21 protein-coding genes and 3 pseudogenes are annotated in these 24,005 nt (G+C 69.1%); 12 read left to right on the forward strand and 12 right to left on the reverse strand.

Annotated elements, in window-relative coordinates; genetic code table 11:
* Nucleotides 1-122: 122 nt before the first annotated feature.
* On the reverse strand, nucleotides 123-437 hold the full coding sequence (locus tag ADK86_RS27365) for a hypothetical protein (protein WP_234346056.1): 315 nt from the start codon (nucleotides 435-437) through the stop codon (nucleotides 123-125).
* Between the two features lie 342 nt (nucleotides 438-779).
* Between ADK86_RS27365 and ADK86_RS27370 the strand changes: the two genes are divergently transcribed.
* Entirely contained in the window at nucleotides 780-1,115 is a 336-nt protein-coding gene (locus tag ADK86_RS27370; RefSeq protein ID WP_053699017.1) for a histone-like nucleoid-structuring protein Lsr2, read from the forward strand.
* A gap of 586 nt (nucleotides 1,116-1,701) precedes the next feature.
* Here the strand turns inward: ADK86_RS27370 and ADK86_RS27380 are convergent.
* The 3 genes and pseudogenes from ADK86_RS27380 to ADK86_RS27390 form a co-directional block, all read right to left on the reverse strand.
* On the reverse strand, nucleotides 1,702-2,133 hold the full coding sequence (locus ADK86_RS27380; RefSeq protein WP_234346057.1) for a hypothetical protein: 432 nt from the start codon (nucleotides 2,131-2,133) through the stop codon (nucleotides 1,702-1,704).
* 159 nt (nucleotides 2,134-2,292) lie between these two features.
* Nucleotides 2,293-3,062: pseudogene (locus tag ADK86_RS27385) on the reverse strand (transposase).
* A gap of 43 nt (nucleotides 3,063-3,105) precedes the next feature.
* Entirely contained in the window at nucleotides 3,106-3,540 is a 435-nt protein-coding gene (locus ADK86_RS27390) for a hypothetical protein (protein WP_053699019.1), read from the reverse strand.
* A gap of 466 nt (nucleotides 3,541-4,006) precedes the next feature.
* On the opposite strand from ADK86_RS27390, the gene ADK86_RS27395 reads away from it, so the two are divergent.
* Complete coding sequence (locus ADK86_RS27395) at nucleotides 4,007-4,291, forward strand: hypothetical protein (protein ID WP_053699020.1); 285 nt, start codon at nucleotides 4,007-4,009, stop codon at nucleotides 4,289-4,291.
* Nucleotides 4,292-5,935: 1,644 nt separating this feature from the next.
* Here the strand turns inward: ADK86_RS27395 and ADK86_RS27400 are convergent.
* Nucleotides 5,936-6,424 (reverse strand): hypothetical protein, encoded by a 489-nt coding sequence (locus tag ADK86_RS27400; RefSeq protein ID WP_053699035.1) that lies wholly within the window; start codon nucleotides 6,422-6,424, stop codon nucleotides 5,936-5,938.
* Between the two features lie 996 nt (nucleotides 6,425-7,420).
* On the opposite strand from ADK86_RS27400, the gene ADK86_RS27405 reads away from it, so the two are divergent.
* Entirely contained in the window at nucleotides 7,421-7,945 is a 525-nt protein-coding gene (locus tag ADK86_RS27405) for a hypothetical protein (protein ID WP_234346058.1), read from the forward strand.
* An 82-nt stretch (nucleotides 7,946-8,027) separates the two neighbouring features.
* The gene (locus ADK86_RS27410) at nucleotides 8,028-8,525 is read left to right on the forward strand and encodes a hypothetical protein (RefSeq protein ID WP_234346059.1); all 498 of its coding nucleotides are present in this window, start codon (nucleotides 8,028-8,030) and stop codon (nucleotides 8,523-8,525) included.
* 377 nt (nucleotides 8,526-8,902) lie between these two features.
* Here the strand turns inward: ADK86_RS27410 and ADK86_RS27415 are convergent, their stop codons facing one another.
* From ADK86_RS27415 to ADK86_RS45280, 4 genes are all read right to left on the reverse strand, one after another.
* Nucleotides 8,903-9,406, reverse strand: a complete 504-nt coding sequence (locus ADK86_RS27415) for a hypothetical protein (protein ID WP_053699021.1) — start codon at nucleotides 9,404-9,406, stop codon at nucleotides 8,903-8,905.
* Nucleotides 9,407-10,200: 794 nt separating this feature from the next.
* The gene (locus ADK86_RS41460; RefSeq protein WP_199834480.1) at nucleotides 10,201-10,710 is read right to left on the reverse strand and encodes a hypothetical protein; all 510 of its coding nucleotides are present in this window, start codon (nucleotides 10,708-10,710) and stop codon (nucleotides 10,201-10,203) included.
* Nucleotides 10,711-10,736: 26 nt separating this feature from the next.
* Nucleotides 10,737-11,084 carry a hypothetical protein gene (locus tag ADK86_RS27425; RefSeq protein ID WP_053699023.1) on the reverse strand — a complete coding sequence of 116 codons (348 nt, stop codon included), beginning with the start codon at nucleotides 11,082-11,084 and terminating at the stop codon, nucleotides 10,737-10,739.
* Nucleotides 11,081-11,212, reverse strand: a complete 132-nt coding sequence (locus ADK86_RS45280; protein WP_267888812.1) for a hypothetical protein — start codon at nucleotides 11,210-11,212, stop codon at nucleotides 11,081-11,083. Before ADK86_RS45280 ends, ADK86_RS27425 begins: the two co-directional genes overlap by 4 nt.
* A gap of 172 nt (nucleotides 11,213-11,384) precedes the next feature.
* On the opposite strand from ADK86_RS45280, the gene ADK86_RS27430 reads away from it, so the two are divergent.
* Nucleotides 11,385-12,797 carry an erythromycin esterase family protein gene (locus tag ADK86_RS27430; protein ID WP_053699024.1) on the forward strand — a complete coding sequence of 471 codons (1,413 nt, stop codon included), beginning with the start codon at nucleotides 11,385-11,387 and terminating at the stop codon, nucleotides 12,795-12,797.
* Between the two features lie 625 nt (nucleotides 12,798-13,422).
* Complete coding sequence (locus tag ADK86_RS27435; RefSeq protein WP_234346060.1) at nucleotides 13,423-13,989, forward strand: hypothetical protein; 567 nt, start codon at nucleotides 13,423-13,425, stop codon at nucleotides 13,987-13,989.
* A gap of 99 nt (nucleotides 13,990-14,088) precedes the next feature.
* Here ADK86_RS27435 and ADK86_RS27440 read toward each other — a convergent pair whose 3' ends face one another.
* Complete coding sequence (locus ADK86_RS27440) at nucleotides 14,089-15,159, reverse strand: alpha/beta hydrolase family protein (RefSeq protein WP_053699025.1); 1,071 nt, start codon at nucleotides 15,157-15,159, stop codon at nucleotides 14,089-14,091.
* 659 nt (nucleotides 15,160-15,818) lie between these two features.
* On the opposite strand from ADK86_RS27440, the pseudogene ADK86_RS45735 reads away from it, so the two are divergent.
* Both ADK86_RS45735 and ADK86_RS43385 read left to right on the forward strand, forming a co-directional pair.
* Nucleotides 15,819-15,935, forward strand: a pseudogene (locus ADK86_RS45735) (Ku protein); the annotation flags it as partial.
* 301 nt (nucleotides 15,936-16,236) lie between these two features.
* Complete coding sequence (locus ADK86_RS43385) at nucleotides 16,237-16,410, forward strand: hypothetical protein (RefSeq protein ID WP_159393981.1); 174 nt, start codon at nucleotides 16,237-16,239, stop codon at nucleotides 16,408-16,410.
* A 149-nt stretch (nucleotides 16,411-16,559) separates the two neighbouring features.
* Here ADK86_RS43385 and ADK86_RS43390 read toward each other — a convergent pair whose 3' ends face one another.
* Both ADK86_RS43390 and ADK86_RS27455 read right to left on the reverse strand, forming a co-directional pair.
* Complete coding sequence (locus ADK86_RS43390; protein WP_053699027.1) at nucleotides 16,560-16,835, reverse strand: hypothetical protein; 276 nt, start codon at nucleotides 16,833-16,835, stop codon at nucleotides 16,560-16,562.
* Nucleotides 16,836-17,225: 390 nt separating this feature from the next.
* A complete protein-coding gene (locus ADK86_RS27455) occupies nucleotides 17,226-18,185 on the reverse strand; it encodes an Lrp/AsnC family transcriptional regulator (protein ID WP_078952305.1) in 960 nt (319 codons plus the stop codon).
* Between the two features lie 206 nt (nucleotides 18,186-18,391).
* Here ADK86_RS27455 and ADK86_RS27460 point away from each other — a divergent pair, with 206 nt between their 5' ends.
* From ADK86_RS27460 to ADK86_RS27475, 4 genes and pseudogenes are all read left to right on the forward strand, one after another.
* Nucleotides 18,392-19,540 (forward strand): MFS transporter, encoded by a 1,149-nt coding sequence (locus tag ADK86_RS27460; protein ID WP_159393982.1) that lies wholly within the window; start codon nucleotides 18,392-18,394, stop codon nucleotides 19,538-19,540.
* A gap of 216 nt (nucleotides 19,541-19,756) precedes the next feature.
* Complete coding sequence (locus ADK86_RS27465; protein ID WP_159393983.1) at nucleotides 19,757-20,458, forward strand: flavin reductase family protein; 702 nt, start codon at nucleotides 19,757-19,759, stop codon at nucleotides 20,456-20,458.
* A 1,228-nt stretch (nucleotides 20,459-21,686) separates the two neighbouring features.
* A complete protein-coding gene (locus ADK86_RS27470) occupies nucleotides 21,687-23,165 on the forward strand; it encodes an MFS transporter (protein WP_053699031.1) in 1,479 nt (492 codons plus the stop codon).
* 505 nt (nucleotides 23,166-23,670) lie between these two features.
* Nucleotides 23,671-23,916, forward strand: a pseudogene (locus tag ADK86_RS27475) (transposase); the annotation flags it as partial.
* Nucleotides 23,917-24,005 lie beyond the last annotated feature (89 nt).

Here is a 24,005-nt window from a genome sequence, read left to right on the forward strand (position 1 = left end):
CTCCCAGTCCCCCGGCGGGTCCGGACCGTGAAAGGCGCCGGTCGGCGTCGGCGAGCTGCCGACGAACCCGGCCGTCTCTTGGCGGGGGCGGCGTGCGCGACCGTAACCGCTCCCCCACCTGGTCAAGCGCCCGGGATAAGTCCTCCGCACACGGCGCGAGCATAGAGTCGCTGAGCCCATTCGTTGGCACCGGGACCCAGATCGGCGGTCAGGACGGGGTTCGGGGCGGTCTCGATGAGGTGCAGCAGCGACCCGGCGACGCCGAAGCAGTCGTCCGGGCCGAAGCAGGAGACCAGGGCCCGGGCCTCTTCGTCCGTGACGGGTGCCACGATGGCCTCGAGTTGCCGGACCCGCCTTCCGATCTCTTCTTCGCTCGCGTCCCAGTCAGGCAATGGGCCATCAGCGACAAACGCCAGCACTTCGGATCTCAATCTCATCAGTACATGATGGGTTGCCATCTCCATCTGGGCAAAAAACTTCGCTGGTCAGGCCGCTATGTCCATCCAGGACGGTCCCAGAACGGTGCGCGAGCCCATCAAGGGTCTCCCACTCTCGCCGGGCCAACCACAGCCGGATCGCGCAGTGCCCGCGCCGGGCGGCCCCCGGATGACGTCCGTGGTCGCATGGGGACGAGCGGAGCTCTACAGTCGCCCCTCCAAGAGCGCAGCCCTCCCCGCGGGCCGGGGCGGCGGGTCCTTGTAGGACATCGCGCCGCTGTGTCGGGGAGCTTTCCCATGTGCTGCTTCGGTGTCCGCAGCAGCCCCTAGAGACTGCGCACCATGGCTCAGAGAATCATCACTATCTACACGGATGACCTCACTGGCGAAGAGACCCGGGACGCATCCACTCACACCTTCGCTATCGATAGTTTGGCATACGAAATCGACCTCAGCTCTGACAGCTATGACAGGCTGCTGGAAGCCCTGGGACCTTTTCTCAAGGCCGGTCGCCGCATGGGCCGCGTCAAGAGCATGGCGGGTGCCCGCAAGGCCAAGCCGGGTGGTGAGGACACGGCCAAGATCCGTGCCTGGGCCAAGGAAAACGGGTACGAGGTCAACGACCGTGGTCGCGTCCCGGCCAACGTTCGCAAAGCATATTTCGACGCCGCGAACTGACTGATCTGATTCACGTACGGATTCAACGCCCCTCATGTTGGTGAGGGGCTTTTCGCTGTGCCGATGAAGCCCACATGCGCCCTTCCCGGACGGCCCGATGATCTTGACGCCGCGGGGCGCGCCCGGGGATCAGCGCGCCGTCCCCTTCGGCTGCCGGACGCGCTGCCTTGCGGGGGCCGAGCCGACCACCGCGTCCGGTATATGCAGCCACACGTGGGCTCTGCCGTCCTCAGTGACGGCCATGCCGAAGTCCTCAACCCGCGTGGGACGGCTGGCCGCGGCGTACTCCTGCCAGGCGGCTCGGTCCACAGGTCCCGGCGGTTGCCGTAGGCCGCGGCCCAGCCGTCTTCGGCCGAGATGCCCGCCCCGCACCGTCCCACAGATAGATCTGGGCGTCATCGCCGAAGCCCCGGCAGGTCATGTGTACGCCGGGTAGTCGCTCGCCGGCGTACAGGACGAAGCCCGGCACGGTGATGTCCTCCGGCAGGCCCGGCAAGGCCGCCAGGCGTGGCAGTGCCGCAGAGTGGGAGCGGCCGTTCGCCCTCGCCGGAAACCGGGGTTGTCGGGTGTGGGCCAGAACTGCTCGTCAGGGCTTCGGGATGAAGGTGGGATCGATACCCATTGCGGCGATGCCTTGGCGCACGGAGCGGTCGAACCGCTCGATCTCCGCCACGAGAACATTCCAGGCGACAGGTGAGGTCCAGAAGTCCGACGTGAAGGTGAAGCCCATCCGCCAGCCCTCATCGGAATTCGTGATACGGATCAGCCCCGGATCCGCCTGCATCGAGTCGAGCTCAAATCCCTCTCGGTCGGCGCCCGGGCTCTGGAGCCAGAGTGCCAAGTGGTACGCCAGTTCGGCCACGGGGAACGCCTCCTCAGACCACACGATCCGCCCGTCTTCCCAGATGGACAGCTCTGCCTCAAGGTCGAGGAGAAGCACCTCCAAGGAAGTCTCGGGCGCGGCGAGATCGCGCCGCGACAGATCCGACAGTCCGAAGTTTCGGCAGGTGAACCGCACTGCCCGGCCTCCATGAAATCTGAGGCCCTACTCCAGGCCACCCAAATACGGACAACCGTACCAAGTTATGTCAGCCACCCCACCCAGCAGCCTAAAGCTTGTCCCGTAAACGATCTTTGAGTCGGTGTGGACGAGCCGGTTGCTATTCGGACTGCTCGCCTATCCGGCGAGGGCGAGGTTGTGAAGGCGGGCGATGCCGAGCATGGCATGGTGGACGCCGTCGCCTTTAAGACGGCAGTCGCGGAGGATCTTCCAGGTCTTCATGCGGGCGAAGGCGTGCTCGACGCGGGCGCGGATCTTGCGGTGAGAAGTGTTGTGTTCTTCCTTCCAGCCGGGCAGATCGCTCTGCCCGCGTTCGCGGCGGTGTGGAACGACCAGCCCGGTGGCCCAGTAGCCGCCGTCGGCGATCACTGTGGTGCGGCCGACGGCGTCCTTGGCTCCGGACAGAGCCCATGCCTTGCAGTCGTTGCGGTTGCCGGGCAGTGGCCGGCCGACCACGACGACGAGTCGCTGTCAACGTCGATGACGACCTGGTGATTGGTGGAGTACCGGTAGTCCTTCGACTTCTCGGCCACTGTGTGGTCGCGGGTGGGCACCAGGGTGCCGTCCGCGATGAGCACGGTGTCCGCGCGGAACCGCTTGCGGGGCCGGAGCGCAAGGAGGGGGCCGAGGTGATGAACGATGCGGTCGGCCGCGGACTTGGAGACGCCGAAGAGCGGGGCGAGTTGGCGCAGTGTCAAGTTTGTGCGCCAGTACGCTGCGACCAGCAGCACGCGGTCCTCCAGCGGCAGGCTCCACGGTCGGCCCCGGCGGGCCGCATCCGCGCCTTCGCGCCGCAGCATCGTCACCAGTTTGTCGAAACAGCGCGGGCTCAGCCCGGTGAACGGGGCTATCCAGGACGGCTGCGACGCCGCGATCACACCGGTCATTGGTGAGATCCTCACACGGTTCCCGCAGATGCTGACGTGGTGATCACTTGCTGGACAGGTGAAGATCCCCAGACCAGGTTCCGCACCGGACGCGGCCGGAGTCAAAGGTGATCTCCAGCGCCAGCCGCCCGGTGTCCGAGTCTCCTTCTTCGCTGATCGCCAATACCGTCTCGCCGAGATGATCTGCGAACGGCGTCTCGCTACTGATCGGCGTCACCTCGACACGTCCCCACTCCGCCATGTCGTATCCCTCGGATGGGGCCGACACCTTCACGATCAGGCACCAGTCCGAACCGGTAGTGACGTGCGTGGCGATCTTCTCGCTGTCGATCAGCCACACGTCCAACGGGCCGGACGGAGCCTCCGTGCTGGACAGATGCCACGAAGCGACCACCTGCTCAAGACGCCGCCCGACCAGGTACTCAGGATGCACCCCGGCCCCGTGCAAGGGGCACTCGCCCAACCTCTTCAACTCCACCCGGCGACCGTATCGTGAGGCAAAGCCCCAGCGCACACCCTTATGCGGGACAAGCTTTAGTTACGGGACAAGCAGCGGATATCCGAAACCAGGACCCGGCGCCGGGCGGCGCCGAGGCCCCTGAGCCGCCGCGCACCGGCAAACCGGGCCCGCCGCCGAAGTGCTGCCGAATACACAACAACCCGCGCGACCGGCAGCGCGCGTACCGCCACTACCAGCGCCTGGAGCGGGAACGGACCGAGGCTGCCGCCCAAGAAGGCGACCGAACCCGCGCCCGAGCCACTGGAGCAGATCCCGGCCCGCCGCGACCGCGCCGTCCTGCTGCCAAGTCCTGACCGCCCTGGCGCCCCAGGCCGACGGCCAGCGCGCCGCCGCCCACACCGACGCCGTCGCCGCCCACCTCGACGGCGTCCACCAGGCCGCCGTCCTGCGCGCCCGCGCGGCCAAGAAGTCCGCGGAGCCGGCTGTGGCCGACGACGACGCGACGGACGCCGCCCCGCTGGCCGCGCCGGAGTCGGCCCGCCCCGAGGCCGAAGAGGAGGGGGACAGCCGAGAGGATGGTGTCCGGCCGACCGCCGCCATCGACGACCTGGACGAGCACGCGGGCTTCGGCTGGTCCCTGGTGCGTTTCGAGGCGGGCTGGGACCGCTGGAGCGTACTGCGCGACGGCCCCGTCGTCGGCCAGGTCGACCCCCAGGACGGCCTCCCGGCCGCCGCTCCCTGCTCGCCTGGGCCGCCAACCACCATCTGATGTCCCTCACCCCTCGCGGCAGCAAGCACCACCGCAACCGGCTCACCGCCGCCCAGACCGTCATCGAGGCCGCCGTACGGTACCCAGCCAGGCCCCGCCGCCCCGCCCCGTCCTGATGGCGCGCGCTCGGCGCCTCGCAGCTGAACGCGCGTCGGCGCCGCCGACTCTACTGGCCACCGTCGCGCGCGGCGGGCCGTTCGCCTGCCTGGCCCCCACACCCACCGCGCCGCCGCGCTGTGCATCGCCCCCCCCCCGCGGCCCGCACGACGACCTCGGCATGCTCGGGCTCCTCCCCCGCACCATCCTGGACCGCACCTGGCGCGGCCGCCGTTTCGTCGACGCCTTGGAGGCCGGCCGCCGCACCTGGCGCCTGCCGCCCGACCCCGACCAGGAAGGGCACTACCGCGCCTACGCCGACCAAGAACAGCTGGGCACCGCCGCGCCAACTGCCCTCCAGACGGCCCACCCGACGGAGAACCGCCACCCGTGGCCTGCTGACCACCACCGCCTCAGGCCACACCCAGCTCTGCCGCAACCTGACCGCCGCTGGCTGGACCGTCGCCGAGGAGGACGCCTACCGGCCCCTGCCGCCGCCGAACGACGCCGCGTAACAGATCCCACCGGGCCTGCGCAGCAACCCGTTCGGAACCGCCAGCGAGGCCCACCGAGGCAGCTGCCACCTCACCCGCCTGCAGCCGACCGCCGACCGCTCGACGGTCCGCGCCGCCCTGGCCGACGCGGCTCACATCGCCGACGGACACCTGGTCCCCCGCGCATCTGGCCTCGCTCCTCGACGCCCCCGTCAGGACCTGGGACCGGCCAAGAGCATCCACACCGACCGGCTGTACACCGTGCTGCAACAGTCCTACAGAACACGGCCCGGCGGCCGCGGACCCGCACCAGCGGTGGGTCGGCACGCTGGCTCCGAACGAGTCTGCTGGCCCCTTCGGGCCGGAAGTTCTTGCCCCGCTTGGTGATCGACTGGCCCTGTCGCGGCCGAATCATTCGGCCCCATCCATGAGACCGGCTCGTGGCATCATGCCCGCATGACGCTGATCAGAAAGGGCGATGCCGCGTAGGCGCCCGAAGGCCGTCCGTACTGAGCGATACCGGCCCGGTAAGCACGTGATGGTGCACCGCATCCGCGGTGTCTCTGCTCGAACCCGGGCGGCGGTTCGCCGTGTGGAGGACGAGCGGCTGAGTCGTCCGGATCTTGTCGTCGGTGCATTGTCCCGCTTCGAGCGGGCGTTCAGGCAGCCAGGACGGTTTCTGAACGCGTCGGAGGTCTGGCAGCCCGGATTGGAGATCGAGGACGCCCGCGATGACCTGGATGAGGTCATGCGTCATCTCCCACGCGGTGCCGGATCGACCTCGGCAGGCTGGTCGCCCGGATCGATGCCGAGTTCGAGCGTCGCACTCTGCCGGATCCTGGCTGGGTGCCCGAGTGGACCGCGGGTCGTTGGTGGTGGTGGAGAATCCGGGAGCGTTGAGCTTGCCGCTCACCCATCCATGGGACGTCGGTGACCGGCGACAACCGGTTCATTGCTGTTCGGTCCGGGCCCGGGTCAACCGCTGTCGCTGTGTCGGGCGCGAGTCCGGCTCGACGGCGGGGTGTTGCGCTGTGGGCTCCACCGCCTTGGCCTCCTACAGTTGGTCCCCCTTGCCGGCTGGTTTCGGAGGATGCGTCCCGCCACCGTCCTTGATGTCCTGATCGCAGGTTCGCGGGTCGTAGGACCGGTCATTGGGGATCAACAGCACGCCGGCAACCTGCCCGGGGTCCTCGACGGCGAGCCAGTCGTCACCCGTGAGAGCACCGTCCGACTGCTGCCGTGTCTGGGTCGAATAGATCGTCTCACACAACAGAGCCACGCGCTTCTTATCGACCGCGCAAGCGTCCACCCCGGGGCCGGATGTCCCGTTGGTGCCGTCGAAGCGGTAGGTGAAGTGGACCCGGTCCCCTTCGGAAGGCACCTGTGGGTGGGGCTCCAGGCGCCAGTCAACGACCTCGGCGGTGACGCCGTGGCGCTGCCCATACGTGTCCTCGACCTGAACTTTCACACTGGCTCCACCGCGCTTCGCCGTCGTGTCGGTGCAGACCCAGGAGGAAGAGCAGCCGGACACGGCGAGAATCACCAGGGCCAACGGGGCACCGGCAAGTACCCGTCGAGGGAACACTGAGAAGGCCTCCGGTCGGGGTGGGGCCGAGCAGTGTATCCCGGGGCCCGGCAGCTGGGGTGCTGGCGGCGAGCGCCTGCGGCGGTGAAGCCGAAACGCAAAGGAACCCTGTGAACCAAGCGGACACGGACAGCATCACGATGCAGCCGACTCGCCAAGTGAAGCACGGTCTAGAGCAACTGCTCGCAGCGGGCAACCTTCCAGGAGCAGCATCGGTGACCGCGTACGACCCGTCGTGCTGGGCCGCCAGAAGGCGCGCCGACCGCTCGGCCAGGACCTCAGCGGTGCGCTCGGGGCCAATGACGTTGGCGGCGCAGCGCAGCTCCCGGCGGGCGGCCTTCTCCACCATGCGGCGGGCCACAGAAGTGCCCAGCCGGTCCCAGGGCACCCGCACCGGCGCCAGGGCTTGCGGGCGCTCTGGAACCTGCTGGTACGGCTTCGGCACCATGCAGATCGTGCTGCGGCGCAACGGCCGCGTCACCGATCTCCGGGCAGCCGAACCACCCTTGGGCCTATTGGGTCCAATAGGTCCGACCATCTCTGACCGAGACGTCTGCGATTCGCGGACACGCGTCGCAGCGTGTTGCCGCTGCCCCGCCTCCCTATGAAGCAACGCGGACGGGTTTATCGGAACCTGATGTCAGCACAGCAAAGGGCTATGTACAGGCGCCTGTCGAGTCGATATCCGTCATGTATAACGCGTCGATCCTGGAGCCACTTAGGCAGGTATGTCGGACGTGACTGCACAGACCGGTACGTCGTGATCTTCTTCGCGACTTGTCGCCTGGAAACCCACCTCGGACGTGAGTTAGCGTCAGCTCCTGTCCGCCGGGCGATGACCACGCCGCGGACTTCAGAAATAACCGGGGGAAGAAGACTCGGGGGCCGTTGAGTTTCCACGCCTTCCGGCGTTCCCGCATGCCCTCTTCCCCCGCCTACAAGGGGAAAGTGTACGTGCACAAGAACCACATCCGTATAGCCGCCGCCACCGCCGTGACCGCCGTCGCCCTGGGCGTCGCCGCGCCGGCCGCCAGTGCCGTCGAGGCGCACCGCGAGGCGAAGGCCGCCTCGCAGACCGTCGACTCGCTGCGCCCGACCGCCGACGACGTGCGCGACCTCGTGACCCGCATGCGGGCCGACGGCGCGGACGAGAACCAGATCCGGGAGTTCGAGCAGTACGCCAAGCAGCTCGACAACCCCCACCAGCGTCACAAGCGCGCCCTGGGCATGGGAACGATCATCCGCAAGCTGGTTGTCGCCGGTCTGCGCCACGGCGGTTCCTGGGCCGGGAAGATCGTCGGCAAGGTCAGCAAGAAGAGCGGCGACTTCATCGCCCGCAACGGCGGGAAGATCGCCGACGCGATCGAGGACGTCGAGGGCTGGAGCGAGACCGCGCTCACCGTGGCCATGGTGCACGCCGGCGTGCCCACCGACATCGCCAACGACATCGCCAAGGCCATCATGCTGATCGCCCTGTGATCAGGACGTAGCCCCCAGCGGCACCCGCCCCATTTGGGCCGGGTGCCGCCCGCAGCTGCCCGGGCACCGGAAGGAGCACGCGGTGGACAACAGCCACCTCCCCGACGACGAACCCACCTGGGCGTCCCTCTCCCGGCGGGACAAGGCTCTGGCCGCTTTCGGCATGACCGGCCTGGGCCTGGGAATCATCACCGCCGTCCTCACGGTCCTGCTGCTCGGTCTCCTCGCCGTCGCCGTCGCCTCACGCCACTTGGTGGAAGCCGACGGGATCGGGCCCCTGTTCTGGGGAGCGGCGCTGCTCCTGCCGTGCGGGGCTCTCGCAGCGCTGTTCACCTATCCGCTGCGGTTGGGCCTGCGGCTCACCGGTATCGCACCGCGTAGCAAAAACGCGACGGAGGCGGCGCTTTCCGCGACGACAACGTTCCTCGCCGTCCTGTTCGCTGAACATTTCACCCCTGGATTGCGGGTGCATCATCCGTGGCTTCCGGCGCTGCTGGCCACGCTGCTTGTCGCCCTGGCCAACTTGGTGATCAGGAAATTGGAGAGGCGCACGCCGGAGAAGGATTCTTCGACAGACTGAGGTTACTGAAGTATCCCGGTACAGCGTTCCGTAACCGGGCCCGGCGACATCAGGGATGGCCTTGTTCCGGCGGTACGCAGCCAGTGCCCGGCTTGCGACCTGGTCCCAGGCCGGCCAGGCGTCGAAAACATGCTGAGCGGCACGCAGGTGTCGCTGTCGACGGCAACACCGACCTGCGGAGGGGACAGCCCACCTGCGGCTCATAGCTACCAGACGGCTATAGACGCACGTCCCAGCAGGCCGGCAGCACTGCCCTGATCGGGCATCTGCAGTACTGCGGCACGCACACAACCTCGACCTGCCCTGCCCTCGCCGGGGAACGCGTGCTGTGCCGGGCATCGACCTGCCGGCCCGACAAGTGCCGCACGTACACAAGGTCAGTCACGACGGACTCCCCTGGAAAGCCGCTGGATGTAGACCGTCGCGGCGTTCCGCAGCACGGTGTGGGCGTTACGGCTGCGCTCGCGGCCCTCGGCCAGCGCGGCCTCGACCTCGTCGGCGAATCGGCCGTCGGTGACCGGGCCGAGGGGGATGTCGGCCAGCTCGATCGCGGACCACACCGCCGCGCTGGCCGGGGTGCGCAGCGCAGGGTCGGCGGTGGCCAGCGCGAGCCGGTCAATGGCCCGGGTGACCTCCGAGCGCGCCCGGTACAGAGCGACGCGGTCCTCGCGACTCTGGCTCCTGCCCTCCCGCAGATCGGCGATGCTCAGCCAGTACTGCTTGCGGTAGGTGATCACGGCGCCCAGGAGCTCGTGGACGGATTCGGCGATCTCCTGCCGCTGCCGGTCGGCGCGCGTACGGCGCTCCGCCCACAGCTGGGTGGCGCTGGCCAGGGCGACCCCGGCGAGGGTGCCCAGAACAGCGATGACGCTGGCCCACATCAGCGGATCTCCTCGGTTCGGCCGGGTCGTTGGCGGCTACCGCGCGTACGGGCTACCCATCGTCGAGGTGCACCGTCACGCACGTACAGGTCTTCGGGAATGCCACTATGCTGGCGGGGGCCACCGAGTTAACGGAGCCCGAACCTCTGCCCTTCCCGGATGCCAGCAGGGATGCGGACGGAGCTGACGGACCATCGTTCCAGCTCCCCGGGGCGTCCGGGCGCAGAGTGCGCAGGGCGGCCGGTTGCTCGCTCGCCGCGTTCGGAGCCTTTGTCAAGGGCGAGCGTCCGGCTCCCCGGACGCTGCTGAGGGACCTGCCGGGCAGCAGCTGCATCACCAGGTAGGCGTACAGGCGTCCGTCGTGCACCGCGGAGCCGAAGTCGTGCACGGACGATGCCCGGGTGGGACAGCCCGCCGGCGACGGTGACCTCGCGGGCGAACCGAGCCACCTGCCGGTCACCGTCCGCGCTGCCGCTGGTAGGACAGCCCGAGGGTCATCATCGTCACCTCTGAAGAACCAACGAAGATCGCCAAAGGTATCCGTAAACGCTCGCCGAGTGCGCCAAGCGCGAGGCGTACCCCGAAGCAGCCGAGCAGGCCCACGCATACTTCGGACCGCACTCCAGGTAGGGGAGGTTCCCAGGCCCCGCCCCGCTCTGCCTGGCCGGGCGTCACTCTGATCATGGAGAGCTACGTCACCTCGTCGTAGCTTCGCGGAGAAGGAAGCCGTGGTCCCCATGGGGTCAAAGAAACGGAAAGCCACCAGCCTCAACCCACGGGCCCACCGGTCTGTTTCAGGTCCGTCCATCCGCGTATCCGGTGGGAACACGAGGATGCTGCGCAAGCCGCAGAGCTTCGGCCGTGACATCGGCGTCGACCTGTGCCGGTGTTCTATCGCCGTATTCGAGAATGTCGTACTCGTCGTCCAGCTCGGCGAGTCGTTCCGTCAGGGGCAGCTCGTGCCCGAAGCGCTGATGGATCCGGAAAGCCAGCTCACGTGGCGTCAGCTCACCGGCCAGCATCCGGGCGGCGAGTGCTCGTGCGGCGGCTTCCTGCCCGGCAACACTGCCCACTGTGTAGAAGGTGAGACCCAGTTCGTCGAGTGCCGGGGGAAGGAGTTCGGGGACGTCGTAACCCGCCTCCCCGCGTGTGCACGCCGCCAAGATTTGTAGGGCAGGACTGTCCAAGCCAGCGACGAGTGCATCACAGGCAGCCGTGACGACGTCGGCTGCGGGGATCTCGCCCATGCTCCAGAGAACGGCACGGTCCTGAAACTGGCGGGCTGCTGATTCGGGCGACGGCATCTGTCCATGATCTCGCCAGGGCCTGATCAAGTCGAGCCGGTTCCACTACCGGCGACCGCGACAAGGCCCTGACGCTCACCGGCTTCCACTACGCCTCGCGCTCCCAGGCCCCTGGCCGGGCCGACCGGAATGTTCGTGTTCTGAGCCGCCTCCGGCACGGCCTTCGCCGTATCGGGAGCTGCCCTCACCCGATGTCGCTGTAGACCCGCGAAGACGGGGTCGTAGCGGGCCCTGCCCGGTTCGGCGTTGCGGATGAGGGCAGCCTCGCCACCCCAGGCGCCGTTCTCGGTCATCAGCGACACCGGCAGGACAGCGGGCGAGAGCCGGATACGGTCCTCGCCCTCCATCTCGCCCAGGGCGGACACATCGGTCATCGTTCATCGGCACCCGCATCGCGGTCGGCGGCGGCGCGCCGCATCGCCGTACCGGCCGCGCGCCCGGAGACCGGCCCGGCCTCGACGTCCGTACGTACGTCGTCCGGCCAGTGGCGGAGGCGTTGCACCGCTCGATGCGCATCACCCGCTCGCCCTGCTGTCGCATACGGTCGGCGACGGATAGCGCCTCCTGGCCGTCTCCAGCCCTTCGCCCACCATCGACGGGTGTAGCTAACCCCCCGGCCGATCGGGGGGCGAAGTGGATGGTCCGGGGCGCCCCCGCGCGGCGAGAGTTGCGCCATGAACACACACAAGGCCCTGCTCGCCGCCCTGCTCGTCCCGCTCGGCGCCACCCTGGCCGTCACCCCGGCCGCCTCCGCCGCCACCTCGCCCGCCCCGGCTGCCGCATCGGCCTTCGCCGACGCCGCCGCGCCCGCCGGCCCGGAGGAGGCCGCGGCCGCCGCGTACCGCTCCCCCGAGGCGGCCCTGGGCCGGGTGGCCCACCCACTGCGCACCACCGAGCCCCGCGGCGGCCTGGCCGACCTCCGCCCGTTCGGCCAGATGGTCGGCGACGCCCGGGTGGTGGGCCTGGGTGAGGCCACCCACAGCTCGCACGAGTTCTTCACCGTCAAGCACCGGGTCCTGCGGTACCTGGTCGAGGAGAAGGGCTTTCGGGCCTTTGCCCTCGAAGCCCCGTGGAGCACCGGTCTGCGGCTCGACACCTACCTCACGAGCGGCAAGGGCGACCTGAAGCAGATCATGGACGAGGAGTTCCGGGGCGACTACCGGTGGTGGAACAACGCCGAGTACCGCGATCTGCTCCAGTGGATACGCGCGTACAACGTCAAGCACCCGAAGGACCCGGTCCGCTTCGTCGGCGACGACGGCGGGTTCGCCGGTGCCGAGATGTACGACAAGGTGAGCGCCTACGCGGCCGCGTCCCGCCCCGAACTCGCCCCGCGGCTCACCGAGCTGTACCGGGGCCTGCGGCCCGCCACCGACGCCGAGACGTACGTCAACGACTACCTGGCGAAGCCGTTGGCCGAACGCAAGGAACTCGCCGAGCGGACCGGCCGGGCGGTGGACCTGCTCAAGCAGCGGCCCGGCACGGGCGCCGACGCCGACGCGCACGCCTGGGCCGTCCAGCACGCCACCGCGATCCACCAGATGACCACGCTGTACGCCTTCGACTGGGACGACCCACAGGGCATCAGCGACGCCATGCTCCACCGCGACCGGATCATGGCGGAGAACGTCGCCTGGTGGCAGCAGCGGACCGGCGACAAGATCCTGCTCGCCGCCCACAACGGCCACCTCGCCCTCAAGACCTACGCCCCCGGCACCTATCCGAAGGTCCAGGGCGAGTTCCTCCGCGAGAAGTTGGGCGGCGGCTACCTCAGCGTCGGCCTCACCTTCGACCACGGCTCGTTCAACGCCTTCGGCCAGGACGGCGCCGTCCACCGCTTCACCGTCGGCCCGGCCGCGCCCGGCACCGCCGAGCACACCCTCGACCGGGTACGGCACCGCGACTACGTGGTGGACCTGCGCAACGCCCCGGCGGCGGCCCGCACCTGGCTCGCCGCGCCGCACACCGTCAAGAACATCGGCGCCACCTACCCCGGGATCGCGGACGCCCCGCAGATCCGGCTCGCGGACTCGCACGACGTCGTGATCCACCTCCACCGGGTGCAGGCGGCCCGCATGCTCAAGTAGCACCGGGCCCACGCGGCGGCGCGGTAGATCAGCCGGTCCGACGTCCCGCTCCCTCTCCCGCTGCTTCCCCGCCCTCGTCGTCTCGTCCTTCCGGCGGACCAATTCGCGGCCTTGGAGATAAGGGCACACCCGCACCGCGACGGCCGGCGTCCCGGCCGCAGCGGCGATGCCGTGGTCACCGGTCATCCGCAGGCTCAGAACCTGGGTGCGAAACCGGGCAGCCTCAGCGGTCTGCCGCTCGTCCCAAGCGGTGCCGGTAACCGGCCGCGACGCCGAACTCGCCACCTCTACGAGAACCCCAGCGCCGTCGAAAGCAACACCCGCTGAACGTCAGTCAAACTTTGATGAGACGGGTCAGCAGCGGGCACGGGGTCGCGGCGGGGGCACCGCGCGGGTGTCACGCTGTCACGCGGATCCGCTCAGGACGGGGGCCAGGGCCCCAAATCCGCTCAGAAGCACTGCCCGTACCGGGCTTTTGGGCGCAGGTTGTCAGGTGGCCGGGCGGCGGCGTGACAACGGGCGTGACAGGGCGGTGCAGCGACGCGGCCTACCACGCGGCGGCGCCGGTCCGGGTGAATCAGAAGGAATATCGGCCGCCGGGCCTGCGGGTCCGCTAGAAAAGGGCATGGCAGAAGGCGACCCGTGGATGGTCGATGCGGTGTGGCGGGCGTCCGACCTGACACGGGCCTACCTCGCGCAGGACCGTGCCCGGGTCGCGGGCTGCCTCGCGGGCTTGGACGCCGGACGGCTGGAGCGGGTCCTGGTCTGGCTGGTCCTCGAACACGACGAGCTCTTCGACAGGCTGGGGGAGCCGTCCATGGCGGTGCGCGAAATCGACGCGGTGGCGGCCCTGGCGCCGGCGGAGACCGAGCTCGCGATGTTGACGGCCGTACGCCGAGTCGCCGCGAAGGAGGCGGGGCTCACCCGCGCGGTAGAGAGCCTGCCACTCCTGGACCAGGTTCACGCCATCGCGATCTGCACCGTGGTCATGCTGCTGGAAGCGTTCGGCCGCAGCCGCGCCCTGGACCAGCTCGATGCAGAGACCGCGCACTACGAGCGAATGGGACACCCCGGCCCTACACGCTCACGTGACCGCCCGGCCCCTGTTCCGCTCAGGGGCCGGACCGGGCGGATCAGGCCGCTGGTCCAACTTCTTGATGTCCACCGAGCGCGACTCATCGTTGACCTGTGACAGCGAACCTTGATGCTTTGCCATCGAAGCTTGACCGGGGAAGGGCGCCGGGTAGCGGGCCGGCCCGGCTGTCCAGGCGGGTCGCCTACCCGAGGCCTGTCACCGCACGTACTTGTCGAAGAACGCGGTTACGTAGCGGATCGCGGTCTCGCGTTGCTCAGAGGGCTTGAGCTGCTGGATGGTGCCGGTCCCGTTGGTGCTTTGACACTTGCCGCCAGGACGGTTCCGCTTGTCGACGGCGACATCGTCCGTCGCGAAGGCCGGCCCGGTGCCGGGCGTCCAGACGGTGTTGAAGAAGTTGTGGTTGCCTCCGGGCACGTCGTGGTGTTCGACGTTCGGGTTCCCCGAGGCCATTGCGACGGGGATCTTGCTGTCTTTCCACATGGCGTCGCAGGTTCCCGCGACCACGGAGAGGGGGATGCGGGTGATGCGTTCCTTGTCGGCGCTGATGCCGTTCATGGCGGGCGCGAGTGCCAGCGTGCCCCGGATGTTCACGCCGGGCGGGCGCTTGTGGCTGTCCAGGGCCTGGGCGAGGACACCGCCGCCGCCGCGCGAGTGCCCGAGCGTGCCGACCCGGTTCAGATCCACGTGGTTGGTGAACTGCTTGAGCTCCCGCAGCGGGCCCTCCCCGGTGCCCAGTTGTTGCCACATCTTCAGGTGCTTGTCCAGCAGTGCCGCGCGCGCGGTGTGCCCGTCGTCCTTCTCCTGGGCCTGGATGCCGTTGGCCGCCACCGACACCACGATGTAACCCTTGTCGGCCAGGGCCTCGGCGAGGTAGGAGTACCCCAGGTAATTGTCGACCGACTTGGCGTCCTTGGAACACGGCCAGTCTTGGCTGCGGACGGGCTTGTCAGCTTTGGCGCAGGTATCGCCCCAGCCGTGCAGCATCATCACCACAGGGTGCTTGCCCCCGTCCAGCTTGCGGGGGTAGGTGACAGCGGCCTTCAGCTCCATGCGCTTGCCGTCCAGGCCCGGCGGGGCGTAGGCGGTGTCACCGAAGTCGTAGGTGAGCTGGGCCGCACGGGCCGTGCCGTCCTGCGTGGAGACCTGGGCCGAACCGACGACTTCGGGCTGGGGGCTGCTGCAGGCGGCGCCCACGGCGACCGTGGCCGTGGTGATGGCTGTCGCGGTGAGGATGTGACGGCGCAGAATGCGAGGGGGCATACGCATGGGGAACGGGGTACCTTCCAGCGCGCGGTTGTGGGGCTGTGGTGAGCCGCTCGGATCCGTAGTTGCTCGCGGCGACACTCGGAAGGTATCCGTCCTGGTCATCAGGGATGTATCAGGTAATGCTCACTTATGACTCAATAGCTACGAGACCACCTCGAACCGCGCGCTCCAAGCCCGCCGCAACGGCTCTCGCCGACGCACACCCGCGGCGCAAAGGTCCAGCTCAAGAGCTGATAACGCTGTCGGCACCGACGAACCACCCCTGCGGCTCTTCCTCGGCACCTACCCCTATCCGGTTGTCGAGGCGGCCTATCGCAAGCGGCTCGACATGTGGAACCAATGGCGGCCCCTCGCCTCCCGTGCGTGAGCGGTACGGAGCATCCCGCAGTGTCGAGGGTCTTTGCACGTCGCCGGCTGCACGCTGCCACCGGCATTGCGTACGGGACGCCTCGGCGGTAGCCGGTGCATCCGCCCGCGCCATCCCGGTTGCCGGCCGTCTTCACGGACGGCGTCGACGGGCGCAGACCGGGGGCGCCAGTCCAAAACCGTCGAGGACCTGAAGAAGGGGCGGCTGGAGCTCGCCGAGCTGAGGACGCGGCTACTACGTCGCGCCCAACGGCCCGGCCGCCGCCAAGCCGTACGTCCTGCTGCGCGACGCCATGGAGGACCACGGCTCGGTCGCCATCGGCAAGATCGCCCCGCGCAGCAAGGAAACCTTGGCACTGGTACGGCCGATGGGAGATGCGCTGGTGCTGCACTTCCTGCGCTGGCCCGACCAGATCCGTACCCCCGTCGGCATGGTCCCCGACCGTCCGGTCGACACCAGCGAAGACGAGCTCGCCGCGGCCGAGGCACTGATGAACAGCTACGGCCCGCTGAACCAGGAGGACCTGCGCGACCGCTACCGTAAGCAGGTCGAGGAGATCGTGGCGGCCAAGCTGGAGGACCGCGAAGTCGAAGCCTCTGGCGAGGCTCCCAGCCTCGCGGGCAGGTACTGGACCTGCTGGCCGCGCTGGAGGATAGCGTCCGCGCCGCCAGAAGCGCCCGCGGCGAAGATGCCGACGGTACGGAGGCGTGGTGACGCCGCTGCGGGCCATCGCCCTCCACGAGGACAAGGTGGCCGGGACCACCGATGCCCGCAAGGGCGCCCGCATGCCGAAGAAGGCCGACGGCAAGAGGACCACCGCCAGAGCGTCGGCGAAGAAGGCCGCAGCGAAGAAGAAGGCGACCGGCGGCCGCCGCGCCGGCTGACTGCCGAGCACTGGCTGCTTACGAAGTGCGGGCCCCCACGCCGGTGGTCCAGAGGTCGCTCACCTCGTCCGCGCTTGGCGCGTGGTTCTCCGGGTACGTGGCGGCTGCTCGTTGCCGGGCGGCCTGGGCGGTGTCGCGGACCGTGCGGTTCAGGCAGGTTCCTGGGTGATCGGGGCGATGATGTCGCGTGTGCGGGCTGTATCCCAGTCGGCGACCATCAACGCGGTGGACACCAGCAGTTGGGCCGCTCCTGCGCGAACCGCGACGGCATCATCATCACCGGCAGCCGCACGGATCAGTCGGTCGCGGATCGCCCGGGCGTTTTCCCAGCCGCGCCAGATCCCTTCCTGCTGGTCTATCAAGCTGCCCCGCTCGATGCGCTGGGACAGCGGCGGATAGAACCAGTACCAGTTCAGTCGCCGCACGTCAGTCGCGGGCCGGCGCCTGTACGGCGGCCTCGCTGACGACCCGGGCCCGCAGGCGCTCCACCTGCCACTGCCGCGACTGGTCGTGCCGCTCCTGCGCCGCGCAGTCCGGGCGCACCGGCGGTCCGGGCCGAGCCGGCGGGCTCCACGAGCGGCTCGTACGCAGCAGCTCCGCCCCACAGGCGGCACAGAAAGATGCCTGACGGCGACGGGCCGATCGCCGCGAGCATGTCGTTGAGGGTGAGGCCGGCGGCCTCGGCCAGCGGGCGCCCATGAATCCCGGGCTGCTACGGGAGCGGAAGCTCGGCCGGGCCGAACCACCGCCCGTCGAAAGCGACAGGTAGGGCAAGCGCAGTGGAGACGGCATCGGCGGCGCTTCTGTTCCCGGTGTCACAGTGGTGTCGGCGGGGGCGGGGTCTTCCCGTTGGGTGGGCGCAGAAGGTGGCCTTCGCGGAGGATGCCGTGGCGTTTGACGACGCGGACGGTGGGGGTGATCTCGATGCGCTGGATGTCTTGGAGGGCGCCGAGGGTGTCGGTCTGCATGCGGTAGAGGTCGCCGGCGGTGGGGTGGTGGGTGGCCAGGACCAGGTTGTAGGGGCCGGTGGTGGCCGCGCAGAACCGGACCCGAGGGTCGGCGGCCAGGACGGTGCCGATGTCTTCGATGGAGCGGGTGCGAACGTTGAGCCACATCATGGTCTCCACCGGGCGGCCCAGGAGCGTGAGGTCGATCTCGGTGCGGAACTGCAGGGCCTGGCGTTCGCACAGCTGCTCAAGACGGCGGCGCACGGTGGTGGCGGTGGAGCCCAGCTCTTCGGCGAGTTTCTCGAAGGGGGCGCGGCCGTCCTGGACGAGTGCGGCGACCAGCCGCTGTTCGTAGGGGTCCAGGGGCGGGCCCTCGCCGGTCCAGGATGCGGGGCCGGTGAAGATGCGCAGGGTCATGCAGGGGACGCTCTCGCGGATTCCCCGGGTGCGGGCGAGGGCGTCGAGGAGGCGGGCGCTGTCTTCGGTCGCCGGGCGGGTGAGTGTCGTGAACGTGACGTCGGTGGTGCCGGCCAGGGTCTCCACCCAGGGAGTGTCGGCCCGGCGGGCGACCTGGGTTGCCACGTCGCGGCCCGTACTGCCCTCGGTGTGCACCCGCACGATCAGCGGCAGCAGCCCTTGGGCGTACGGGTCGGGCTGCACCGAGACCCGCAGGATGCGGTCCGCGGTCAGGCGGTGGTAGCGGCGGGAGGCTGTCTGCTCCGAGACGTCCAGGTGCTGGGCCAGGCTCCGAAACGAGGCACGGCCGTCCTTGCGGAGCTCTTCGACCAGGCGCACATCGACTTCATCGAGGTGTGGTTTTCCTGCCATTCACTGCCTCCCGATGGAATTAATCTGCGCCTTCTCCGCTGATTCTTACATGTTCTTCGCTCCTTGCCGATGCTGGAGCCGTTCCTTCCGGTTCCCGTTCTTCGGAGGCTCCTGTGCGTGTATGCCAGATTCCCCGCGCCCCGTCCGTCCCGGCGTCGCTCCCCGCAGGCGAGCGCGGCAATGCTCGGCGCGGTGGTGTGCTGCTGGTGTGCGCTGTTGTGCTCGCCGCGGCGGCGTTGCGGCCCGCCCTTACGGCCGTCGGGCCGCTGGCGCAGCGGATGGCCGCTCAGGGGATGAGTCCTCTGGTCTTCGCCTCTCTCACCACGCTTCCGCTTCTGCTCTTCGCCGGTGTCGGCCCGCTGACCCGGCGGCTGGCCACGCGCTGGGGCATCGAACGCGTGCTGGCGGCGGCCCTGCTGGCCATCGCGGCAGGCTGCGCGCTGCGCTGGCCGGGGAGCACTCCCCTGCTGCTGGCCGGGACGGCGGTGCTCGGCGCGGGCATCGTGGTGGCCAACATCCTGCTGCCGAGCCTGGTCAAGAGCCGCTTTCCCGACAACGTGGGCGCCGTGACCGGCCTGTATACCGGGACCATGGCCCTGGCCGGAGCGGCGGCGGCCGCAGCCGCCGTCCCGCTGGCCGGCACCTCGCTTGGCTGGTCCGGTTCGCTGGGGGTGTGGGCGCTGCCCGCCGCGGTGGCCGCCCTGGCCTGGGTGCCGCACGCCTGGGGTGTCCGGCGTACGCCGCCACCGGCGCCCGGCGCAGCATCCCCCACGCTGTTCCGCTCCCGCCTGGCCTGGCAGATCACCGGGTATTTCGCGGCCACCGCCCTGGGCTTCTACATCTGCACGGCGTATCTGCCCAAGGTCATGGCCGACCGCGGGCTGTCCGAGGACACCGCAGGGGCCGGCCTCGCCACCGGACTGCTGCTCGGCGCGGCCACCGCCACCGCCGTGCCGGCCGTAGCAATGCGGCTGCGCTCCCAGCGAGGTGCCGTGGGTATCCTGAGCGCCGCCCAGGCGGCCGGAGCCATCGGGCTCCTCACCACCGGCGGCAGCGCCGCTGCGGCCTTCGGCATCCTGCTGCTGGCCGCGGTCAGCGGGGCCTTCGCCCTGTGCTTCGTGCTCTTCACCACCCGCGCACCCGACCCCGCGACCGCGACCCGACTCTCGGCGATGGCCCAGTCCACGGGGTACCTGATCGGCGCGCTCGGACCGCTGATGTTCGGCACGGCCCACACCCTCACCGGCACCTGGAACGCCCCCCTGGCCTTGCTGCTCGCCATGGTGGCGGCGGCCACGCCACTGGGCCTGGCGGCAGGCCGCAGCCGCCGCACGCTCTCACCCCGCACCCCCTGAGTCCCGCCGCCGTGCAGCCTCAGCCTCTCCCGGGTGCGTATCACGCCCCACTGTCCCTGCACCGGGTGCGCGCACCGCCCAAGGGCCCGCCGCCCACCGAACCGTCCGACAAGGAAAGAGGAAAACCAACGTGAAGTCGATGACCAACCTGCGGCACGGTGGCCGCCAGCCGCAGTAAGCGCTGTACGCCCTGTTCCTGGGCGCAGCGAGCAGCCGGTGGCGCAGGCCACGCACCACCCCCTGATCGATACATCCCCTTTACGGGAAGGCAAAAGAAAAATGCTCATCCAGCCCGCCGCTCTGTCTGAGCGTGACATCTATGAACTGATGATCGGCACCGTGACACCCCGGCCGATCTCCTGGACCGCCACGGTGGCCCGGAACGGCACCCGGAATCTGGCACCTATTGCCTACTGGTCGGCGGTCTCCCACGAACCGCCGATCGTCTCCCTGACCATCGAAGACCGCGCCGACGGCGCAGAATCCGACACACTGACCAATATGCGCGCCACCGGCGAATTCACGGTAAACACCGTCTCCCACCACCAGGCCAAGGCCATGCTGATGACCGCAAGGAAAGTAGCGCCGGAGGTGGATGAGTTCGAACTCGCCGGCGTCACCCCGGCCCCAGCCGCCGTCGTGGCTCCGCCGCTGGTCGCCGATTCGCTGATCAGCATCGAATGCCAGGTCCGCGACATCCTCCGGCCCGGCTCGCACACCGTGGTATGGGGCAGCGTTGTGGCTTTCCACGCTCCCGACCGGATCTTCTGCCACGGCCGCATCGACCGGCAACAGCTCGCCGACATCGACCGGGACATCATTGACATCCGCGACACCATCGACACTACCCCCGCACCATGCCCCGACAACTCCGACGCCACTGAAAGGCAAGGTAGGTCAGCACAACCGAGTGCGTAGTCATGCAGCCGCGCCTTTCAATCTGCTGGCCGGCGACGCGCACGGTGCAGCCTCCAGTCGCACCAGACATGGTTTTCTGTGTCCGTACGGCTTGACCTTGCATAGGTCAGCGTGATCTTGCATCAAGGGGTGGGGTTAACGTGACGTGGGGCATGCGTTAGAGGTTCTGAAGGGCGGCTCTGCCAGCCGTCGGCGGTCGGGTGCGAGGTTGGCTGTGCACGCGGAATCGGGAGTCGTTTCGACGTGAGTTCGGGAGTCACTTCCCAGCTCCGTCGCATGATCAATGTCGATGAGTTCGGGAGTCACTGCGGCCTTCCTCGCGGGCCGAGTGTGGCCGTCGCTCGCCGCAGCTACCGAGGAAGGGCTCAGAGCGCCGCCGGCCGCGCGTGAGGTGGCTCCCGTTCTCGCGTACATCGCTGATTCGCGTGCACGTGCGACTCCCGGTTCGACGTCGAAACGACATCGGAACTCACGTACATAGCCACGAGGTGGTGTACGTCACCGTGGACGGCTCGGAGGTACGGCGCCCGCTGCCGGACGTGTGGGCGGTGCGTTTTGAGGACGTTGAGCCGGTACGCGCGTTCGCGTCGTATCGCGGCCAGCGGAATCTGCCGGGTCTGCGGTGGTCGGCGACGGCGGGCGGGCACAATCGGGTACGAGTCCTGGCCGGAGCGGGACCACGTGATGCTGCTGGACTTCGATTCGGCGGTGGTGGGCATCTCCTCGCAGCCGTTCTGACTGTTCTGGCAGTCGGTGGCCCCCAGCCCGGCCCCTGACCACCTACGCACCCGGCCGGGTCCGCCCCGCCCCCCGCAAGAGGTTGTGAGAAAGCCACAGGAGCTCGAACGCACAGCAACGGAGTAAGCGGTGGGCCGTGCGGGCCGGGGCAGGGCGGGTTCTACGGGGTGTGAGTTATCGCATTGCACGGACGCCGAAGGGGCCTTTACCCTGTTTCGAGTTCCGCCTGTGCCCGTTCCGGGGCCCGGCGCTGTGATTCGAGGTGACGACCTATCTCCCAGGCCAAGTAGCCGTCCGCAGTTCCCCACGTTCTGATCGTTTGAACGTGTCCGGGGGCGGACGCCGCGCTGGCCTGAGTTGCGTCACCCACCCCCGCATTTCCCTGTCATTTTCCGGGTGCAGCTCTGCCGACTGCCCCGGGTTTCGTGTTTTCCGGCCCCGGCGCGGCTGACGGCAGGGCTCCCCGACTCCTTGGATCAGGAGCCCCACAGTGCCTTCCCCCGCGCTCGACAACGAGCCACAGCACACCGCCCATCCCCCAGCCCACCCCACACCCGGACCGTCGAAGACGGCTTTGGGGGCCTGGATCGCCCTCTTGGTGCTGCTGGGCGCCGAGCTGATGGACATGCTCGACCAGTCGGTCGTGCTGACCGCCCTGCCCGCGATCCAGGAATCGACCGGCGCCGGACCGGCCGCCGTGCAATGGCTGACCACCGGCTATTCCCTGCCCGTCGCCGTCGGGCTGGTTACCGGCGGGCGCCTCGGCGACCTCTACGGCCGGCGCAGGATCCTCCTCGTCGACACCATCGTGTTCACCGCGGCCTCGCTGCTGTGCGGTCTGGCCACCGGGCCGGGCGTGCTGGTCGGTGCCCGCATGCTCCAGGGCGTCGCCGTGGCCTTGATGATCCCGCAGGTCCTGGCCACCCTGCACGTCACCTTCGAGGGACAAAACCGCAGCAAGGCGTTCGGTCTGTACGGGGCCGTCCTCTCCCTGGCCAACGTCCTGGGCCCGGTGATGGGCGGCCTGCTCACCGAGGCCGACCTGTTCGGGCTGTCCTGGCGGCCGATCTTCCTGGTCAACGTGCCCGTCGGCCTCGCCGTGCTCCTCCTGGGACGCCGGTTCATCCCCGAGTCGACCGTGAAGAAGGCCGACCGACCCGACCTCACCGGCATGCTGCTGTCCGCCCTGGCCATCGTCCTGATCGTCTTCCCGCTCAGCGAGGGGCACCTCCATCACTGGCCGCTGTGGTGCTTCGCCCTGCTCGCCACCGGTCTCCTTGCGCTGGGCGTCTTCCTGCGCCACCAGCAGCGCAAGCAGAACAACGCCCCGCTCGTGCCCCTGTCCCTCTTCCGGGGCAGGCAGTTCTCCGGCGGCACGGCCGCGCAGCTGATGCACGGCCTGCTGTGCGGGCTGTTCTTCATGACCTGGACCCTCTACCTCCAGCGCGGACTGGGCATGAGCCCCTTCCACGCAGCCCTGGCCTTCGTACTGCTCTCCCTCGGAGAGCTGGCCGGCGCGACGCTCGCGGCGAAGAGCGGCGGGCGCTTCGCCCGCCGCCTTCCCCAGGCCGGAGCCCTCATCGCGGCCGCTTCGATGGCCGCCTACGGACTCCAGGCCGCCGAAGGCCAGGCAGACCTGACCCTGCTGGCGATGACCGCTCCGGTGGTACTGATCGGCTTCGGCCTCGGCATGGTCAGCGGCCCGCTGGCCGACCTGTCGCTGGCCCGCGTCCCGCACGAGAACGCCGGAGCCGCCTCCGGTCTGTTCAACACCGCCATCCACCTGGGCATCGCCCTCGGCACCGCGCTGACCGCCCTGGTGTTCTTCGCCACCACCGGCAGCTCGCCCGACGCCGGACTCAACCGCGACGCGTTCATCACCGTGCTGTGGTGGGTCGGCAGCCTCCTCACCCTGATGTGGGCCCTGATGTTCTTCCTGCCTAGGCACACGAAGAACCAGGCCGGGTAAGCTTGTTCTTTATCTTTCGTCCGACACGGACGGTAGTGGTGGCAAGGTCCAGATGCCGTCGAGCCTGCTGATGGCCTTTCGGAGTTCTCGGGCTCCGAGCGGGTTTCCACAGCAGTGCCAGTGAAGGGCGGAACACTTGTCGTCGTGCCAGAGCTGGTCGAAGTCGTGCCACAGCTCTCGCTTGGGGCGGTGGACGTAGTCCGTCCACAGGCGTACAGCCTTGCCGACATCTCCCGGATCCAGGTAGTTCCGGGTGCGCTCAAGGCGGCCTACCTCAGCCAGTGTTCGCGAGGAGAGGCCCTTGATGACCGTGGTGGTGCCCTGTGACCGGCGCCGGCGCGGAGGGTCGGCCCGGATGCGTCCTGGCCGTTTACGCGACATGGACCTTTCGGTTGATCGTCATGCCGGACATGGTGCCACCGCCTCGAACAGGTTCCGAACTTGGGGCAGGGTTGCCGCGGTTCCCGATGGTCGCGGTCGTGTTCGCGCGATCGTGTGCCGTGTGATGCGTGAGTTCCTATCCGGGCCCCGGCGGGAGGCGTACGCGCTGGTGTCCCGGTTCCGGGATGCCTGTTTCACGTGCCTGACCCGGCGGCGCGATGAGCTGTTCGAGCTCACCGACGCCGTGCTGTGTGCGGAGGGCCCGGTGAAGTCCCCGGTCGACCTGACGTTGCTGGCCGAGCACCGGCGTGGGCACGGTGCGCTGTACGGCGGTCTGGGCCGCGGCGGCATCGGCGTCGAGCGGCTGCGCAGCTTCGACACGACGCGTCCCGCCGCATCCAGGACGCCGACGACCTGATCAGCGCCCGCAGGCGGGATGCCGACGAACGGATCTACGCA

Origin of the sequence: Streptomyces sp. NRRL F-5755, assembly GCF_001279365.1 — a bacterium.
GTDB lineage: Bacteria > Actinomycetota > Actinomycetes > Streptomycetales > Streptomycetaceae > Streptomyces > Streptomyces rimosus.

Bases quoted from the DNA above. Each gene is read 5' to 3' on its own strand.
- ADK86_RS27365 (WP_234346056.1), bottom strand. From the start codon at position 437: ATGAGATTGAGATCCGAAGTGCTGGCGTTTGTCGCTGATGGCCCATTG.
- ADK86_RS27370 (WP_053699017.1), top strand. From the start codon at position 780: ATGGCTCAGAGAATCATCACTATCTACACGGATGACCTCACTGGCGAA.
- ADK86_RS27415 (WP_053699021.1), bottom strand. From the start codon at position 9,406: ATGTGGGCCAGCGTCATCGCTGTTCTGGGCACCCTCGCCGGGGTCGCC.
- ADK86_RS41460 (WP_199834480.1), bottom strand. From the start codon at position 10,710: ATGCCGTCGCCCGAATCAGCAGCCCGCCAGTTTCAGGACCGTGCCGTT.
- ADK86_RS27425 (WP_053699023.1), bottom strand. From the start codon at position 11,084: ATGACCGATGTGTCCGCCCTGGGCGAGATGGAGGGCGAGGACCGTATC.
- ADK86_RS27430 (WP_053699024.1), top strand. From the start codon at position 11,385: ATGAACACACACAAGGCCCTGCTCGCCGCCCTGCTCGTCCCGCTCGGC.
- ADK86_RS27435 (WP_234346060.1), top strand. From the start codon at position 13,423: ATGGCAGAAGGCGACCCGTGGATGGTCGATGCGGTGTGGCGGGCGTCC.
- ADK86_RS27440 (WP_053699025.1), bottom strand. From the start codon at position 15,159: ATGCGTATGCCCCCTCGCATTCTGCGCCGTCACATCCTCACCGCGACA.
- ADK86_RS27455 (WP_078952305.1), bottom strand. From the start codon at position 18,185: ATGGCAGGAAAACCACACCTCGATGAAGTCGATGTGCGCCTGGTCGAA.